The organism is Actinomycetospora sp. CA-101289 (genome assembly GCF_050955895.1).
Lineage (GTDB): Bacteria > Actinomycetota > Actinomycetes > Mycobacteriales > Pseudonocardiaceae > Actinomycetospora.
Window position 1 is genome coordinate 3,017,529 of record NZ_CP192093.1, and the last position, 14,713, is coordinate 3,032,241.

The 14,713-nt window shown below is 74.8% G+C and carries 18 protein-coding genes; 14 read left to right on the top strand and 4 right to left on the bottom strand.

What is annotated here, in order from left to right; genetic code table 11:
- Positions 1–3 precede the first annotated feature (3 nt).
- From ACQPX6_RS15015 to ACQPX6_RS15025, 3 genes are read right to left on the bottom strand one after another with little or no spacing between them, the layout of a single operon-like run.
- Entirely contained in the window at positions 4–432 is a 429-nt protein-coding gene (locus ACQPX6_RS15015) for a VOC family protein (RefSeq protein WP_433788107.1), read from the bottom strand.
- 35 nt (positions 433–467) lie between these two features.
- Positions 468–899, bottom strand: a complete 432-nt coding sequence (locus tag ACQPX6_RS15020) for a helix-turn-helix transcriptional regulator (protein WP_433788108.1) — start codon at positions 897–899, stop codon at positions 468–470.
- A gap of 4 nt (positions 900–903) precedes the next feature.
- Positions 904–1,911 (bottom strand): stage II sporulation protein M, encoded by a 1,008-nt coding sequence (locus ACQPX6_RS15025; protein ID WP_433788109.1) that lies wholly within the window; start codon positions 1,909–1,911, stop codon positions 904–906.
- Between the two features lie 50 nt (positions 1,912–1,961).
- Between ACQPX6_RS15025 and ACQPX6_RS15030 the strand changes: the two genes are divergently transcribed.
- The 3 genes from ACQPX6_RS15030 (at position 1,962) to ACQPX6_RS15040 (ending at position 4,724) form a co-directional block, all read left to right on the top strand.
- Complete coding sequence (locus ACQPX6_RS15030) at positions 1,962–2,918, top strand: RDD family protein (protein ID WP_433788110.1); 957 nt, start codon at positions 1,962–1,964, stop codon at positions 2,916–2,918.
- Between the two features lie 77 nt (positions 2,919–2,995).
- Entirely contained in the window at positions 2,996–4,198 is a 1,203-nt protein-coding gene (locus ACQPX6_RS15035) for an MFS transporter (RefSeq protein WP_433788111.1), read from the top strand.
- Positions 4,199–4,202: 4 nt separating this feature from the next.
- Positions 4,203–4,724: an N-acetyltransferase family protein gene (locus ACQPX6_RS15040; protein ID WP_433788112.1), complete on the top strand. Its 522-nt coding sequence runs from the start codon at positions 4,203–4,205 to the stop codon at positions 4,722–4,724.
- Here ACQPX6_RS15040 and ilvA read toward each other — a convergent pair.
- The gene (ilvA, locus tag ACQPX6_RS15045; RefSeq protein WP_433788113.1) at positions 4,721–5,995 is read right to left on the bottom strand and encodes a threonine ammonia-lyase IlvA; all 1,275 of its coding nucleotides are present in this window, start codon (positions 5,993–5,995) and stop codon (positions 4,721–4,723) included. The genes ACQPX6_RS15040 and ilvA overlap by 4 nt on opposite strands.
- Before the next feature lie 181 nt (positions 5,996–6,176).
- On the opposite strand from ilvA, the gene ACQPX6_RS15050 reads away from it, so the two are divergent.
- The 11 genes from ACQPX6_RS15050 (at position 6,177) to ACQPX6_RS15100 (ending at position 14,703) form a co-directional block, all read left to right on the top strand.
- The gene (locus ACQPX6_RS15050; protein WP_433788114.1) at positions 6,177–6,527 is read left to right on the top strand and encodes a type II toxin-antitoxin system RelE/ParE family toxin; all 351 of its coding nucleotides are present in this window, start codon (positions 6,177–6,179) and stop codon (positions 6,525–6,527) included.
- Entirely contained in the window at positions 6,520–6,819 is a 300-nt protein-coding gene (locus ACQPX6_RS15055) for a helix-turn-helix domain-containing protein (protein ID WP_433788115.1), read from the top strand. Before ACQPX6_RS15050 ends, ACQPX6_RS15055 begins: the two co-directional genes overlap by 8 nt.
- Positions 6,820–6,916: 97 nt before the next feature.
- Positions 6,917–8,035, top strand: coding sequence for a sensor histidine kinase (locus ACQPX6_RS15060; RefSeq protein ID WP_433788116.1), 1,119 nt, complete (start codon positions 6,917–6,919; stop codon positions 8,033–8,035).
- The gene (locus ACQPX6_RS15065) at positions 8,032–8,709 is read left to right on the top strand and encodes a response regulator (RefSeq protein ID WP_433788117.1); all 678 of its coding nucleotides are present in this window, start codon (positions 8,032–8,034) and stop codon (positions 8,707–8,709) included. Before ACQPX6_RS15060 ends, ACQPX6_RS15065 begins: the two co-directional genes overlap by 4 nt.
- A 139-nt stretch (positions 8,710–8,848) precedes the next feature.
- Entirely contained in the window at positions 8,849–10,342 is a 1,494-nt protein-coding gene (locus ACQPX6_RS15070) for a multicopper oxidase family protein (RefSeq protein ID WP_433788118.1), read from the top strand.
- The gene (locus ACQPX6_RS15075; protein WP_433788119.1) at positions 10,335–10,745 is read left to right on the top strand and encodes a hypothetical protein; all 411 of its coding nucleotides are present in this window, start codon (positions 10,335–10,337) and stop codon (positions 10,743–10,745) included. The genes ACQPX6_RS15070 and ACQPX6_RS15075 overlap by 8 nt, the downstream gene beginning before the upstream one ends.
- Before the next feature lie 71 nt (positions 10,746–10,816).
- On the top strand, positions 10,817–11,218 hold the full coding sequence (locus tag ACQPX6_RS15080; RefSeq protein WP_433788120.1) for a DUF7715 family protein: 402 nt from the start codon (positions 10,817–10,819) through the stop codon (positions 11,216–11,218).
- Positions 11,219–11,238: 20 nt separating this feature from the next.
- Positions 11,239–11,466 (top strand): hypothetical protein, encoded by a 228-nt coding sequence (locus ACQPX6_RS15085; protein ID WP_433788121.1) that lies wholly within the window; start codon positions 11,239–11,241, stop codon positions 11,464–11,466.
- Entirely contained in the window at positions 11,453–11,752 is a 300-nt protein-coding gene (locus ACQPX6_RS15090) for a hypothetical protein (protein ID WP_433788122.1), read from the top strand. Before ACQPX6_RS15085 ends, ACQPX6_RS15090 begins: the two co-directional genes overlap by 14 nt.
- 54 nt (positions 11,753–11,806) lie before the next feature.
- Positions 11,807–13,663 (top strand): molecular chaperone HtpG, encoded by a 1,857-nt coding sequence (htpG, locus tag ACQPX6_RS15095; protein ID WP_433788123.1) that lies wholly within the window; start codon positions 11,807–11,809, stop codon positions 13,661–13,663.
- The gene (locus ACQPX6_RS15100; protein ID WP_433788124.1) at positions 13,663–14,703 is read left to right on the top strand and encodes an LLM class flavin-dependent oxidoreductase; all 1,041 of its coding nucleotides are present in this window, start codon (positions 13,663–13,665) and stop codon (positions 14,701–14,703) included. The genes htpG and ACQPX6_RS15100 overlap by 1 nt, the downstream gene beginning before the upstream one ends.
- Positions 14,704–14,713 lie beyond the last annotated feature (10 nt).

Below are 14,713 nucleotides of genomic sequence, written 5' to 3' on the forward strand. Positions count from 1 at the left end.
CGGTCAGGCGAAGTCCTCCGGCGTGAACGCCCGCGGCTCGACCAGGACCAGCCAGTTGCCGGAGTTGTCGCGCATCACGGCCTCGACGCCGTAGGGGCGCTCCTGGGGCTCCTGGACGAACACGACGCCCTGCTCGGTGAGCCGCTCGTACTCGGCGCGGCAGTCGTCGGTGGTCAGGCCGAAGCCGCCCATCGTCCCGCTGGCCAGCGAGCGCCGGACCGCGCCGGTCATGTCGTCGTTCAGCGGCGGGCCGGGCAGCATCAGCGTCACCTCGAGCTCGGGCTGGGCGGGGTGCTTGACCGTGACCCAGCGGAAGCCCTCGCCCAGGAAGACGTCGGTGCCCTCCACGAAGCCCATGACCTCGCAGTAGAACTTCTTCGCGTCGTCCTGGTCGGCGACGTAGAGCGTGACCAGCGAGATGTTGGTGATCATGCGGGAAATCCTCCCGCGGCACCCCGCCCCGGCGGCTACTCCGGGATTGCGCGGTCCGAGAGCCCGTGCATCAGCACGAAGCACCCCGGGATGCGCGGCGCGCCCGTGAGGGCCCACCGCGCCTGGTACTCCGACGGGCTGCTGCCCACGAGCTGGCGGAACCGCGACGAGAACGAGCCGAGCGAGGCGTACCCGACGAGTCCGCACACCTCGGTGACCGTGAGGTTGGTGCTGCGCAGCAGGTCCTGGGCCCGCTCGATGCGCCGCTCGGTGAGGTGGGCGTGCGGGGTGCGCCCGTAGGTGCGGGCGAAGCAGCGCAGGAAGTGGTACTTCGACAGGCCCGCGACCCTGGCCAGCTCGTCGAGATCGAGGGGCTGGGCGTAGTCGCGGTCGACGCGGTCGCGGGCGCGGCGCAGCCCGACGAGCAGGTCCTCGGGCACGGGCGGGCGGGAGCGGGCGACGGTCACGCGCTCACCCCGCGCTCGGGAGCTCGGCGCCGCGACGGTCGGCGGCGAGGTCGGCCAGCGCCGGGGCGGTGGCGCCGTGGCGGCGCACCAGCACCACGCCCCACAGCACGTAGGCCACGAAGCCCGCCTCCGCCAGCACCCCGATGCCGATGCGCGCGGCCGTCGGCAGGCCCGAGGGCGTCACGAACGCCTCGATCACCCCCGACACCGCCAGCAGCACGGCCACCCCGAGGGCCATCCCGACCGTGGTCCGGCCCTGGCGCGCCAGCGACTCGGACCGGGTCAGCGGTCCCGGGTCGATCCACGACCAGCCCAGCCGCAGGCCCGCGCCCGCCGCGACGAACACCGCGGTCAGCTCGAGCAGCCCGTGCGGCGTGATGAGGCCGAAGAACAGGTCGGCGCGCCCGTTCGCGGCGAGGATCCCGCCGCTGAGACCCACGTTGACGACGTTCTGCAGCAGCACCCAGAGCACCGGGAGCACCAGCACCCCGGTCACCAGGCACACGGCGGCGAGCCAGGCGTTGTTCGTCCACACGCGGGCGGCGAACGACGAGGCCGGCTGCGAGCTGTAGTACGACGCGAAGTCCTCCTCGACGAGGCGCCGCGTCTCCTCGGGCGGGAGCAGCGCCGAGGCGACGTCGGGGGAGCGGGCCACCCACACGCCCACCCCGACCATGACCACCGTGCTGACCACGATCGTCGTCAGCCACCAGCGCCACGACGCCGCCAGCGCCACCGCGAACCCGACCGTCGCGAAGCGGGTGACGTCGCGCCACGACGGGCCGGCCGAGCCGGTGATCGCCGTGCGGCCGCGCGCGACCAGCGTCGAGAGCCGGGCGACGAGCGCGGGGTCGGGCGACGAGGAGCGCACGACCGACAGGTGGGTGGCGGCCCGCTCATAGAGCGCGACCGCCTCGTCGACCTCGTCCCCGGTCCAGCGGCGACGGCCGAGCAGCACCGCGAGGCGGTCCCACTCGTGCCGGTGCGCGGCCACGAAGGCGTCGACGTCCACGTCGGGTGATCCTGCCCGACCGCGGACGGCCGGTGGGGCACGATGGGCCCGTGGACCGGGTGGTGATCGGCGAGGCGGTCGAGCTGGACGTCCGCACGGCGCGGCTGCCCAGCCGGTCGCTGTCGTTCGCGCTCGACGCCCTGCTCATGGTGCTGCTGCTGCTCGTCGTGCTGCTCGTCATGGCCGCGGTCGGCGACGACGCCGACCCCGCGTTGGCCGCCGCGGTCGGGCTGTCGACCACGGTCGGCGTCTTCGTCGGCTACCCGCTGCTGTGGGAGACGCTGACCCGCGGCCGGTCGCCGGGGAAGTACGCGATGGGGTTGCGCGTGGTCCGCGGCGACGGCGGCCCGATCGTGTTCCGGCACGCGCTGGCCCGCGCGCTCGCCGGCTTCATCGTCGACTTCGGCCTGTTGTCGTTCTTCACGGGTTTCTTCGGCATCGTCGTGTCCGCGAGCTCGGCGCGCGGCCAGCGCATCGGCGACCTGCTCGCCGGCACGGTCGTGGTCCGCGAGCGCGTCCCGCACACCGGCCTCGGAGGTCTGCCCCCGGTCGCCCCCGCGCTCGCGACGTGGGCGGCAGGGTGCGAGCTCTCCCGCCTCCCGGACGACCTGGCCCTCGCCGCCCGCCAGTTCCTCGTGCGCGCGCCGCAGCTCGCGCGGTCGGTGCGGTTCTCGCTCGCCGAGCGCCTGGCCGCCGACGTCGCCGCCCGCGTCGCCCCACCCCCGCCCGGGGGCGTGCCGGCCGAGGCGTACCTCGCCGCCGTGCTCGGCGAGCGCCACCGCCGCGAGGTCCAGCGCCTGGGCGCGGGCAGCGCGTGGGGGAGCGGGTCCGCTGGCCCCGCGCCGGCGGGGATGCCGGCACAGGCGTCGGGCTCCGGATTCGGACCTCCTGGTCCCACGGTCACCCCGGCGTCGCCCTTCGCCCCGCCGCACGCCCTGGCCGACCCTCCTCGCTCCGACGACCGCGACGCCGCCCCCTCGACCGGCGGCTTCGCCCCGCCCGGCTGAGGTCGTGACCCCTGCCGGTTCCCAATATGTGAGACGCTCGTCCTGCACAGTGGGCAGCCGAGGCGTAGACAGACGGCGTGCGCTCACGTCGACGCTGGGTCGTCCTCGCGGTCGGTGTCGCGGCCCAGACCGCGGCGTCGTCCCTCGTGTACGGCGTGCCCTTCCTCGTGCCGACCCTGCGCGACGAGCGCGGGCTCTCGCTGGCCGCCGTCGGCGTCGTCGTCGCGGCCCCGACGCTCGGCCTGCTCGTCGCCCTGATCGCGTGGGGCGCGGTGGTCGACCGGGTCGGCGAGCGCGTGCCCATGGCGCTCGGGCTCGGTGCCTGCGGGGTGGTGACCGGGGTGCTCGCGCTGCTCGCACCGAGCTCGCTGGTCCTCGCCGTCGCGCTGCTCGTGCTGGCCGGGATCGGCGCGGCGTCGGTGAACGCCGCGAGCGGGCGGCTGATCATGGGGTGGTTCGACGTCGAGGAACGCGGCCTCGCCATGGGCATCCGCCAGACCGCCCAGCCGCTCGGGGTCGCCGCCGCGGGGCTCGTGCTGCCGACCCTGGCCGCCGCCGAGGGCTCGCTGACCGCGCTCGCCTGGCCCGCGCTGGCGTGCCTCGTGTGCGCCGGGCTGGTGCTGCTCGCCGCCGCCGACCCGCCGCGGGCGGCCCGCGACCCGGACGCCGCCCCGCCGGCCTCGCCCTACCGCACCACGGTGCTGCCGCGCGTACACGCGGCCAGCGCGCTGCTGGTGCTGCCGCAGTTCGCGATCTCGGCGTTCTCGCTGGAGTACCTCGTCCGCGAGCAGGGCTGGTCGCCGGGCGCGGCGGGGGCGTTCGTGGCCGTGGCCCAGATGGCCGGGGCGGGCGGGCGCATCGCCAGCGGCTGGTGGTCCGACCGCGTGGGCTCGCGCCTGCGCCCGATGCGGATGCTGGCGTTCGCGAGCGCCGGGGTGCTGCTGGTCTTCGCGCTCGGCGACCTGACCACCGGCATCGTCGCGGTGGCCGCGATCGCCGCCGGTTCTGTGATCACCGTCGCCGACAACGGGCTGGCGTTCACCGCGACCGCCGAGATGGCCGGCACCGCCTGGTCCGGGCGGGCGCTGGGCGTGCAGAACACGACCCAGAACATCGTGGCCACCGCGGCGCCGCCGGTGCTCGGGGTGATCATCGGGGTGTCGAGCTACGCCGCGGGCTTCGCCCTGGCCGCCCTGGCGCCGCTCGCGGCCGTCGCGGTCACGCCGGTGCGCGACGAGCCCGTGACCGAGCGCGCCGCCGCCCGCGCCGAGAAGGACTGACCCGGTGGGCTGGACCGTCCGCCGCGCCGTCCCGGGCGACGCCGAGCGGATCGCCGCGATCACCGTCGCGGGCTGGCGGCACACCTATCGGGGCGTCGTCTCCGACGAGCGGCTCGACGCGCTCGACCCGGCCGTGTTCGCCGAGGCGCGCGGGCGGGCGATCACTGCGCCGGACCCCACCGCGGTCTTCGTCGCGGAGGACGGCGACGGCGAGGTGCGCGGGGCCTGCGTCGTCGGTCCGCTGCGCGTCCCCGAGCAGTCGGGGGACACCTCGGTACCGTCCGCCGAGCTGCACAGCCTCTACCTCGACCCGCCCGTCATCGGGACGGGCGCCGGCCGCGCGCTGCACGACGCGGGCATCGCGTACCTCGGGGCGTGCGGGTTCCGGCGCGCGGTCCTGTGGGTCTACACGGCGAACACCGCGGCCCAGGACTTCTACGCGCGCCAGGGCTGGCACGCCGACGGCGAGCCCTACCAGCCGCCGGAGTGGTCGGCGTCCGCCACGCTCTGGGCGCGAACCCTCTAGACGAGGAAGCGGAACCCCGCCGACCCGGGCTCGAGGGCCTCGATCTGCAGCGGCGAGCGGGCCATCCGCTCGAGCAGGGGCTCGAGGTCCGCACGCGACCCGATCTCCACGCCCACCAGCGCCGGGCCGGACTCGCGGTTGTCCTTCTTGACGTACTCGAAGCGCGTGACGTCGTCGTCGGGGCCCAGGACCTCGTCGAGGAAGCGACGCAGGGCGCCGGGCTCCTGGGGGAACTCGACGAGGAAGTAGTGCTTGAGACCCTGGAAGCGCAGCGAGCGCTCGATGACCTCGGCGTAGCGCGAGACGTCGTTGTTGCCGCCGGAGAGCACGACGACGACGGTCTCGCCGGGGACCAGGTCCAGCCCGGGCCCGTCGGGGCGGATCGCGGCGCCGGCCAGCGCGCCCGCGGGCTCGGCGATGATCCCGTCGGTCTGGTAGAGCGCGAGCATCTCGGTGCAGACCAGGCCCTCGTCCACCGCGACGACCTCGGCGCCCGCGCGGCGGATCATCGGGTAGGTCACGGCCCCGGCCTTGCGCACGGCGGCCCCGTCGACGAAGCGGTCGAAGCCCTCGTCGTCGAGCACCACCGGGGTGCCGGCGTGCAGCGCGGCGGCGACGTTGCGCGCTCCCGCGGGCTCGACGCCGACGACGCGGGTGCGCGGGTGGGTGGCCTGCAGCCAGGTGGCGGTGCCGGCGAGGAGGCCGCCGCCGCCGACGGGCACGACGATGGTGTCGGGGGCCTCGCCGAGCTGCTCGACGATCTCGGCGACGACCGTGGCCTGGCCGGCGACGGTGCGCGTGTCGTCGAACGCGGGCACGAGCGTCGCGCCGGTCTCCTCCGACCACCGTGACGCCGCGGCCGACGCCTCGTCGTAGGTGTCGCCGGCGACGACCAGCTCGATCATCTCGCCGCCGAGGGCGACGATCCGCTCGCGCTTCTGGCGCGGGGTGGTCGAGGGGATCACCACGCGGCCGGGCACCCGGTGCGCCGCGCAGGCGAACGCGAAGCCCTGGGCGTGGTTGCCGGCGCTGGCGCACACGACGCCGGCCGCGCGGGCCTCGGCGTCGAGCTGGCTGATGAGGTTGTAGGCCCCGCGCAGCTTGTAGGAGCGCCCGACCTGCAGGTCCTCGCGCTTGAACCACACCTCGGTGCCGGTGGCGGCCGAGAGCCGCGCGTTGCGCTGCAGCGGGGTGCGCTCGGCGATGCCCGCCAGACGCTCCGACGCCTCGAGGACCTGCTTCTCGAACGTCGTGCCGTGGCCCCGCGTCATCGCTGTCCCGATCAGTCGTCGAGTGGTTGGTCCGTTCGATGGTAGGTCGCGCGGCGCCGCCACCCCGGGGTGACCCTGCACGCGGCGAGCGCGGGGATTGTCGGGGGGCGACGAGACCCTCGGGACGTGGACCCGACGACGCACCCGGTGAGCCCGGCGCACCGTCTATCGCATCAGTGCTATGGCGTGGGGTAGTGTCGAGCTCGAGCCGGGAGTCAGGCGCTGGTTGGAGGACCTGTCGGCACGGCACTTCGGTGCCGCGGCGTTCCACATCGACCTCCTCGGCGAGCGTGGCCCCCTGCTGGGGGAGCCGTACACGCGGCAACTCAGCGGGAAGCTCCGCGAGCTGCGCGTCCACCTCGGCGGCGAGGCAGTGCGTGTGACCTACTGGATCGCGTCGGGGCGGAGGATCGTCCTGCTGACGGTGTTCACGAAGCAGCGGATGCGGCAGTCCGCCGAGGTCCGGCGGGCTGTGCGGGCGGTGGAGCGGTGCCGGGCCGAGATGCACGTGGTGGAGGACGACGATGGCTGAGCGCACCTCCTGGTCGGCCCTGCGGGACCGGCGGATGGGCGAGGACGAGGCGCAGCACGGGTACGACGAGACGCGACGGGCCCACGAGCTCGGGGTGGCCGTCCGCGAGCTGCGTTCCGCTCGCGGCTGGACGCAGGCCCAGCTGGCCGCGGCGGCCGGGATGACGCAGTCGGCCGTCGCCCGCTTCGAGGCGGGCGGCACCGTGCCCACCCTCGCGGTCCTCGCCCGCCTGGCCCAGGCCCTCGACGCGGACCTCACCGTCAGACTCACGCCGCGCTCCGGCGTCGCCTGACCGCCGCGACCACTCGGGGATCACCCCGAGGAGATCCGGGGTCGACTACGTCGTGACGCTGACGACGTGGCCCTCTGCGCGCCCTAGCGTGACCGGGGTGATCCCGGTCCCGCGCGCACGGTGCCCGTGGTGGCCCCGCCACGGCGACGTCGCGCTGGCCGCCGCGCTCGCGACGATCTCGATCCTGGGCACGGCGCTGACCGCGCACCCCGACGACCGGCCGTGGTGGCCCGGCGGCGCCGCCCTGATCGTCGCCGCGGCGACGGCCCTCGCCTGGCGCCACCGCGCGCCGGTGCTCGTGCTCGCCTCGACCCTGCTGACCGTCGCGCCGTACTACTGGATGGGCTACCCCGACGGGCCCGCGTCGCTGATGGTTGCCGTCGCCATGTACACGGTCGCCAGCCGGCTGAGCTGGCACCGGTCGGTCGCCGCCGGGGTCGCGCTGTTCGTGGTCTGGGTCGGCCTCGAGCGGATCATCTCCCGCGACGACGTGGTCGCACCCCCGGACCGCGACCGCCTCATGTGGATCATCGTCACGGTGGCGGTCGGGGTCGCCGTCGGTGGGCTGCGCCGCGGCCAGGCCGAGGCGGCCGTGCGCGCCGAGGAGCAGGCCCGCCGCCGCGTCGAGCAGGAACGGCTGCGCCTGGCCCGCGAGGTGCACGACGTCGTCTCGCACAGCCTGGCGATGATCGCGGTGCAGGCCGGGGTGGGCGCGCACGTCGCCGACCGGCGCCCGGAGCAGGCCGTGACCGCGCTCCTCGAGATCAAGGAGGCGAGCCGCGCCGCGCTCGCCGAGCTGCGCACCACGCTCGAGGTGCTCCGCGAGCCCGAGGGGTGCGACGCCCCGGGGCTGCACCGCCTCGACGAGGTCGCGCGGGTCGCGGGTCTGGCGGGGGTCGGCGTGGAGGTGCGGGGGAGCCCGGGCGAGCTCGCCCCGACGGTCGACGACGCCGCGTTCCGCATCGTCCGCGAGGCCGTCACCAACACCGTGCGCCACGCCCGCGCGGCCCGGCACGTCACCGTCGACCTCGAGCGCGACGCCCGTGAGCTGCGGCTGCGGGTCGCCGACGACGGCGGGTCGGCCGGCGAGGTCACCCCCGGCAACGGGCTGCGGGGCCTCGCCGAGCACGCCGCGGCGGTGGGCGGGCGCTCGTCGGTCACCCCCGGCCCGAGCGGCGTCGTGGTGGAGGCCGCGCTGCCGCTGATGGCCCGGTGACCGCGGTCCGGGTGGCCCTCGCCGACGACCAGCAGCTCGTGCGCGCCGGCCTGCGCGTGCTGCTGGAGACCGAGGACGGCTTCGCGGTGGTGGGCGAGGCCGCGGACGGCGAGCAGGCCGTCGCCCTCGTGCGCGCCGAGCGCCCCGACGTCGTCGTCATGGACGTGCGCATGCCCGGCGTGGACGGGCTGACCGCGCTGGAGACGATCGTCGCCGACCCCGCTCTCGCCGCGACCGCCGTGCTCGTGCTCACCACGTTCGACCTCGACGAGTACGTCTACCGGGCGCTGCGCGGGGGAGCGGCCGGCTTCCTGCTCAAGGACGCCGAGCCCGCGGACCTCGTGCGCGCCATCGCCCTGGTCGCCCGGGGCGACGCGCTGCTGGCGCCGGCGGTGACGCGCCGGCTGATCGCCGAGTTCGCCGGGCGCCCGCAGCCGCTGGTGCCCGCGGCCCGCCTCGACGTCCTCACCCGGCGCGAGCGGGAGGTGCTCGCGCTGGTCGGGGGCGGGCTGACCAACGACGAGATCGCGGGGCGCCTGGTCATCAGCCCGGCCACCGCCCGCACGCACGTCGGGCGCCTGCTGACCAAGCTCGACGCCCGCGACCGCGCCCAGCTCGTGGTCATCGCCTACGAGACCGGGCTGATCACCCCGAGGTGCGCTGCGCGCAGGTGAGCACTTCTCGGTGCTGGAGCACCGAGTTCTGCTCACGTGCGCGGAGCGCACCTCGGGGTCGCTACGCCCGCTGACGTAGCCCCGGGACACGTCACCACGCCGACGACCGCGACCCCTGCCGGCGGCGACGCTCCTCGCCGTGCCCCCGCTGTCACGGCGCCGCTTCCTCGGCGCGACGCTCGCCGCCGCCGGTGCCGCCGCCGTGGTCTCGGTCGCCGGCTGTGCGACCGGCGCGCCCGCCCCGCGCGACCTGCCGGCCCGCCGCCCGCTCGCGATCCCACCGCTCGCGCCGTCGACCCGGGACGCCGCCGGCCGCCGGGTGGTCGAGCTCGTCGCCGCGCCGGGCATCAGCACCTTCCTGCCCGGGCTCGCCACCCCGACCTGGGGCTACGGCGGCCTGCCCTTCGGCGGTCCCACCGTGCGCGCCCGCCGCGGCGAGGACGTCCTCCTGCGCGTCACCAACCGCCTGCCCGAGACCACGACCACCCACTGGCACGGGGCCACGCTGCCCGCCCGCGCCGACGGCGGCCCACACCAGCCGATCGCCCCCGGCGCCACGTGGGAGGCGTCGTGGCGCGTCGACCAGCCGGCGGCGACGCTCTGGTACCACCCGCACCCGCACGGGGCGACCGAGCGCCACGTCCACCGCGGCCTCACCGGGCTCTTCCTCGTCGACGACGACGTCCCCGCCGGCCTGCCCGAGCGCTACGGCGTCGACGACGTGCCGCTCGTGCTCACCGACCGCGCCTTCGCCCCCGACGGCGCGTTCGACGAGCAGCACCGCAACGCCGTCGGGCTGCTGGGCGACACGGTGCTGGTCAACGGCACGGTCGCCCCGTACCTCGAGGTGACCACGACCCGCCTGCGCCTGCGCGTGCTCAACGCCTCGCCAGCCCGCAGCTACCGCCTCGCCCTCGACGACGAGGGGCCCCTCACGCTCGTCGGCACCGACGGCGGCCTGCTGCCAGCGCCGCGCGCGGTGGACGGCGTCGTGCTCACCCCGGGGGAGCGGGCCGAGATCGTGGTCGAGCTCCGGCCGGGCGCGCGACGGGTGCTGCGCTCGGTCGGGCACGACCTGGGCGCGGTCAACGGCGTCGCCGGGGCCGCGGGGGCGGACGACGCGTTCGACCTGCTCGAGCTGCGCCCCGCCGACGGCCTGGAGCCCGCGCCCGCGGTGCCCGCGCGCCTGTCCCGCGAGGCCCCGCTCGACGAGGCGGCCGCCGCCCGCACCCGCCGGTTCGTGCTGTCGAACAACCGGATCAACGGCCACGCCATGGACACGGCCCGCGTCGACGAGGTCGTCCCGGTGGCGGCCACCGAGATCTGGGAGTTCACCAACCGGCACACGCTGCCGCACAACATCCACGTCCACGACGCGCGGTTGCAGGTGCTCGAGCCCGGCGTCGCCGCGGCCGGCCGCGCCTGGAAGGACACGGTCGCCGTCCCGCCCGGGACCACCGTCCGCGCCCTGGTGCGCGTGGGTCCGCACACCGATCCGGAGGTGCCCTACATGCTCCACTGCCACCTGCTGCGCCACGAGGACGACGGGATGATGCTGCAGTTCCTCGTCGTCGCCCCCGGCCAGCGCCCCGCGACGACCATCGCCGCCGCCCCGGGCCACGACCATGGGTGAGCGCGCCGGCGCGACCGTGGTCCTGTTCCGCGGCGTGACCGTGCTGCACGCGGCCATGACCGTCACGCAGGCCGTCGCCGCGGGTGCGATCCTGCAGGCGTCGACGGTCGGGCTGATCGTCCACCAGGCCGTCGGGGGGACGTTGCTGCTGGTCGCGTTCGTCCAGGTCGCCGTGGCCGCGCTCGCCTGGCGTCCGGGCGGGCTGCCCGCCTGGCCGATCGGCGTGTCGGCGGGCCTCGTGGCCGCCGAGGTCGCGCAGGTCGCGGTCGGCGCCACGGGGGTCCTGGCGGTCCACATCCCGCTCGGGGTGGCGATCGTCGGGACCGCGATGTGCCTGGCCGTGTGGACGCTGCGGGCCCGGCCGGCGCGGGTCCTCGAGCGCCCACCCGTGATCGCCACCTGACCTCGACCGATCCGGCGTTGTCGGGGGGCGGTGCTACTCCTTCACCGACGGCGCGAGGGAGGGAGCGGACGATGAAGGTGCTGGTGGCCACGGCCGAGACGCAGGGTGACCGGGGGAACGACTTCCACTACGCGGTGGAGGGCGAGCTGGTCCGGATCGACAGCCCGTGCGCGAGGGACAGACGCGACCCGGACGGCGGGTGCGGCTGCGGGCGCTCCTTCGCCGGCCTCAACTCGGCGCGCCCCACCACCACGGCACGCATCGCCGACCTCCCGCTGAGCCGCGCGGACGTCGCCGAGGCCCTGCGGTCGAGCCTGGCGCAGCAGGGGTGGAACCCGTCGTGGGCGGCCGAGGAGGCCGGGAGCCTCCTGGACCTCGTGGCGGATCTCCCGGTCGGGACGGTCGTGGGCCGCCGGTTCTACGACGTCGTCATCCGGCGGCCGGCCGTCGACGTCCCCGATCGCGCGACCTGACGAACGGTACGGTGAAGGGTATGGCGACGCGGAAGGTGACGTTCTCCCTGGACGAGACCGCCCTGTCGCTGGCGGAGGCCGCCGCGCAACGGGCCGGTCTCTCGACGTCGGCGTGGCTGTCCGCTGCGGCGCGGCGGGAGGCCGTCCGTCAGGGGGCCGGCGATCGCTGGGGCGATCCGGCCGCCGAGGCGGCCGGGGACGACACCGATCAGGCGGCGGCGGAGGCCGAGGTCCGTGCGACGGGGTGAGCTCCGCGCGTACGTCCGGCCCTCCACACCCGATCATCGGCGGACGGTCGTCCTCCTCTCCAGCGACGGCATCAACGACTCGCCCCGGCCCTGGCTCCTCGGCATCGAGCTGCGGGATCAGGACCCGGGCGACCTGCTCGCCGTCCCCCTCCGGGACGGTCGCATTGCCTACGCCGGCGACCTCACCCGCCTCTACCGCGCCTGGGTGGGCGAACGGGTCGGCGCCCTCGACGCCACCACGCTGACCCGGCTCGAGGGGGCGCTCCGGGCCGCGCTCGATCTCTGAACACCCGGACTCGATATCCTCGACGTCGCACGCCGAGCACCAGGGAGAGGACGCATGACCGAGACGATCGAGTTCCAGGCCGAGGCCCGTCAGCTGCTCCAGCTGATGATCCACTCGATCTACTCCGACAAGGACGTCTTCCTCCGCGAGCTGGTGTCCAACGCCTCCGACGCGCTGGACAAGGTCCGCCTCGCGAGCTACGTCGACAAGGACGTGGCGGTCGAGACCGACGACCTGCACGTGGAGCTGGCCACCGACGCCGAGGCGCGCACGCTGACCGTGCGCGACAACGGCATCGGCATGACGCGCGAGGAGGTCGTCGACCTCATCGGGACGATCGCCAAGTCCGGCACCGCGGAGATGCTCGCGAGGATGCGCGACGCCGAGTCGGCCGGGAGCAAGGAGCAGACCGCCGAGCTGATCGGCCAGTTCGGCATCGGCTTCTACTCGAGCTTCATGGTCGCCGAGCGGGTCGAGATGACCACGCGCAAGGCCGGCACGGCCGAGGGCGTGCACTGGGAGTCCACCGGCGAGGGCACCTACACCCTCGAGACCGTCGAGGACGCCCCGCAGGGCACGGCGATCACGCTGCACCTCAAGCCCGAGGACGCCGAGGACGCGCTGCACGACTACGCGAACCCGGACACGGTCCGCCGCATCGTCAAGCGCTACTCCGACTTCATCACCTGGCCAATCCGGCTGAACCCGGGCGAGGAGGAGGGCTCGCAGGAGCCCATCAACTCCCGCAAGGCGCTCTGGGCCCGCTCGCAGGGCGAGGTCAGCGACGAGGAGTACGCCGAGTTCTACCGCCACGTCAGCCACGACTGGCAGGAGCCGCTGGAGACCATGCGGCTCTCCGCGGAGGGCACGTTCGAGTACCAGGCGCTGCTGTTCCTGCCCAGCCACGCGCCGATGGACCTCTTCATGCGCGAGCACAAGCGCGGCGTGCAGCTCTACGTCAAGCGCGTGTTCGTCATGGACGACTGCGAGGCGCTGGTCCCCGAGTACCTGCGGTTCGTCAAGGGCGTCGTCGACGCGCAGGACCTCTCGCTCAACGTGTCGCGCGAGATCCTGCAGCAGGACCGCCAGATCCAGATGATCCGCAAGCGGCTGGTGCGCAAGGTCCTGCAGACGGTCCGGGCGATGCAGGAGAACGAGCCCGAGAAGTACGCGACGTTCTGGCGCGAGCTCGGCCGGGCGGTGAAGGAGGGCCTGCTCTCCGACCGCGACAACCAGAAGGCCATCCTCGACATCTGCTCGTTCCCGTCGACCCACGCGGCCGACGAGCCGACCACGCTGGCGGCGTACAAGGAGCGGATGCCCGAGGGGCAGGACACCATCTACTACGCCACCGGCGACTCGCGCACCGGCCTGGAGAACTCCCCGCACCTCGAGGCGTTCCGGGCCAAGGGCTACGAGGTCCTGCTGCTCACCGACCCCGTCGACGAGGTGTGGGTCGACGCGGTCACCGAGTACGACGGCACGCCGCTGGCCTCGGTGGCCAAGGGCGAGGTCGACCTGGGGGACGAGAAGGAGACCCCGGAGGGCTTCGACGACCTGCTCTCGTGGATGGGCACCGAGCTGGCCGAGGAGGTCAAGGAGGTCCGGCTCTCGTCGCGGCTGACCACCTCGCCGGCGTGCCTCGTCGGCGACCCCGGCGACCTCACGCCCACCCTGGAGAAGATGTACCGGGCGATGGGCCAGGAGCCGCCGAAGGTCAAGCGGATCCTCGAGCTCAACCCGACGCACCCGCTGGTCACCGGCCTCAAGGACGCCCAGGCGGGCGGGTCGGCCGAGAAGGACCTCGCCGAGCTGCTCTACGGCATGGCGCTGCTCGCCGAGGGCGGCGACCTCGCCGAGCCCGCGGCGTTCGTCACCACGCTGGCGGCGCGTCTGCAGAAGGCCCTCTAGTGGCCGAGCCGGTCCTGCTGGGCGTCGACAGCTTCGTCGCCCGGGTCACCGACCCGGACACCGAGCGGGTCGTCGGCCCGGAGGAGCGCTTCGAGCACCTCCTCGAGGAGATCGCGCTCGCCGACCGCGTCGGCCTGCACTCCTACGGCATCGGCGAGCACCACCGCAGCGAGTACTTCGACGCCGCGCCGCCGGTGATCCTCGCGGCCGCCGCGGCGCGCACCGAGCGGATCCGGCTGCGCAGCGCGGTGACGGTGCTGTCGGCGGCCGATCCGGTGCGGGTGTTCCAGGAGTTCGCCACGATCGACCTCATCTCGCGCGGTCGGGTCGACCTCGTCGTGGGCCGGGGCTCGTTCGTCGAGGCGTTCCCGCTGTTCGGGCTCGCCTTCGAGGACTACGACGACCTGTTCACCGAGAAGCTCGACCTGCTGCTGAAGATCAACGAGTCGCCGATCGTGACGTGGTCGGGCCAGCACCGCCCGGCGCTCACGAACCAGCCCGTCTACCCGCGACCGTCCCAGGAGCGCCTGCCCATCTGGGTCGGGGTCGGCGGCACCCCCGAGTCGTTCGCGCGGGCCGGACTGCTGGGCCTGCCGCTGATGATCGCCATCATCGGTGGCGAGCCGCAGCAGTTCGCCCCGCTCGTCGATCTCTACCGACGCGCGGGCGAGCACGCCGGGCACCCGCCGGAGGCGCTGCGGGTGGGCCTGCACTGCTTCGGGTTCCTCGGCGACGACGTCGCCAAGGCCACGAACGCCTTCTACCCGGGCTGGGAGGAGATGTTCACGACGGTCGCCGCCGAGCGCGGCGGGATGCCCCCGACGCGGCGGGCGTTCGACGCGATGCGCGGGCCCGACGGCGCGTTCTTCGTCGGCGACCCGAGGACGGTCGCGGAGAAGGTGCTGCGGGTGTCCGAGCAGCTCGGCGGCGTGGAGCGGATCAACCTGCAGATGACCAACCCGCGCCTGCGCCACGCCGACCTGCTGCACTCCATCGAGCTCCTGGGCACCGAGGTCGCCCCGCTGGTGGCCAAGGGCTGACGCGCGGAGC

Excerpts from the sequence above, each read along its gene's own strand:
- ACQPX6_RS15015 (WP_433788107.1), bottom strand. The coding sequence starts at position 432 with ATGATCACCAACATCTCGCTGGTCACGCTCTACGTCGCCGACCAGGAC.
- ilvA (WP_433788113.1), bottom strand. The coding sequence starts at position 5,995 with ATGACGCGGGGCCACGGCACGACGTTCGAGAAGCAGGTCCTCGAGGCG.
- ACQPX6_RS15050 (WP_433788114.1), top strand. The coding sequence starts at position 6,177 with ATGGCGTGGGGTAGTGTCGAGCTCGAGCCGGGAGTCAGGCGCTGGTTG.
- ACQPX6_RS15055 (WP_433788115.1), top strand. The coding sequence starts at position 6,520 with ATGGCTGAGCGCACCTCCTGGTCGGCCCTGCGGGACCGGCGGATGGGC.
- ACQPX6_RS15075 (WP_433788119.1), top strand. The coding sequence starts at position 10,335 with ATGGGTGAGCGCGCCGGCGCGACCGTGGTCCTGTTCCGCGGCGTGACC.
- ACQPX6_RS15080 (WP_433788120.1), top strand. The coding sequence starts at position 10,817 with ATGAAGGTGCTGGTGGCCACGGCCGAGACGCAGGGTGACCGGGGGAAC.
- ACQPX6_RS15085 (WP_433788121.1), top strand. The coding sequence starts at position 11,239 with ATGGCGACGCGGAAGGTGACGTTCTCCCTGGACGAGACCGCCCTGTCG.
- htpG (WP_433788123.1), top strand. The coding sequence starts at position 11,807 with ATGACCGAGACGATCGAGTTCCAGGCCGAGGCCCGTCAGCTGCTCCAG.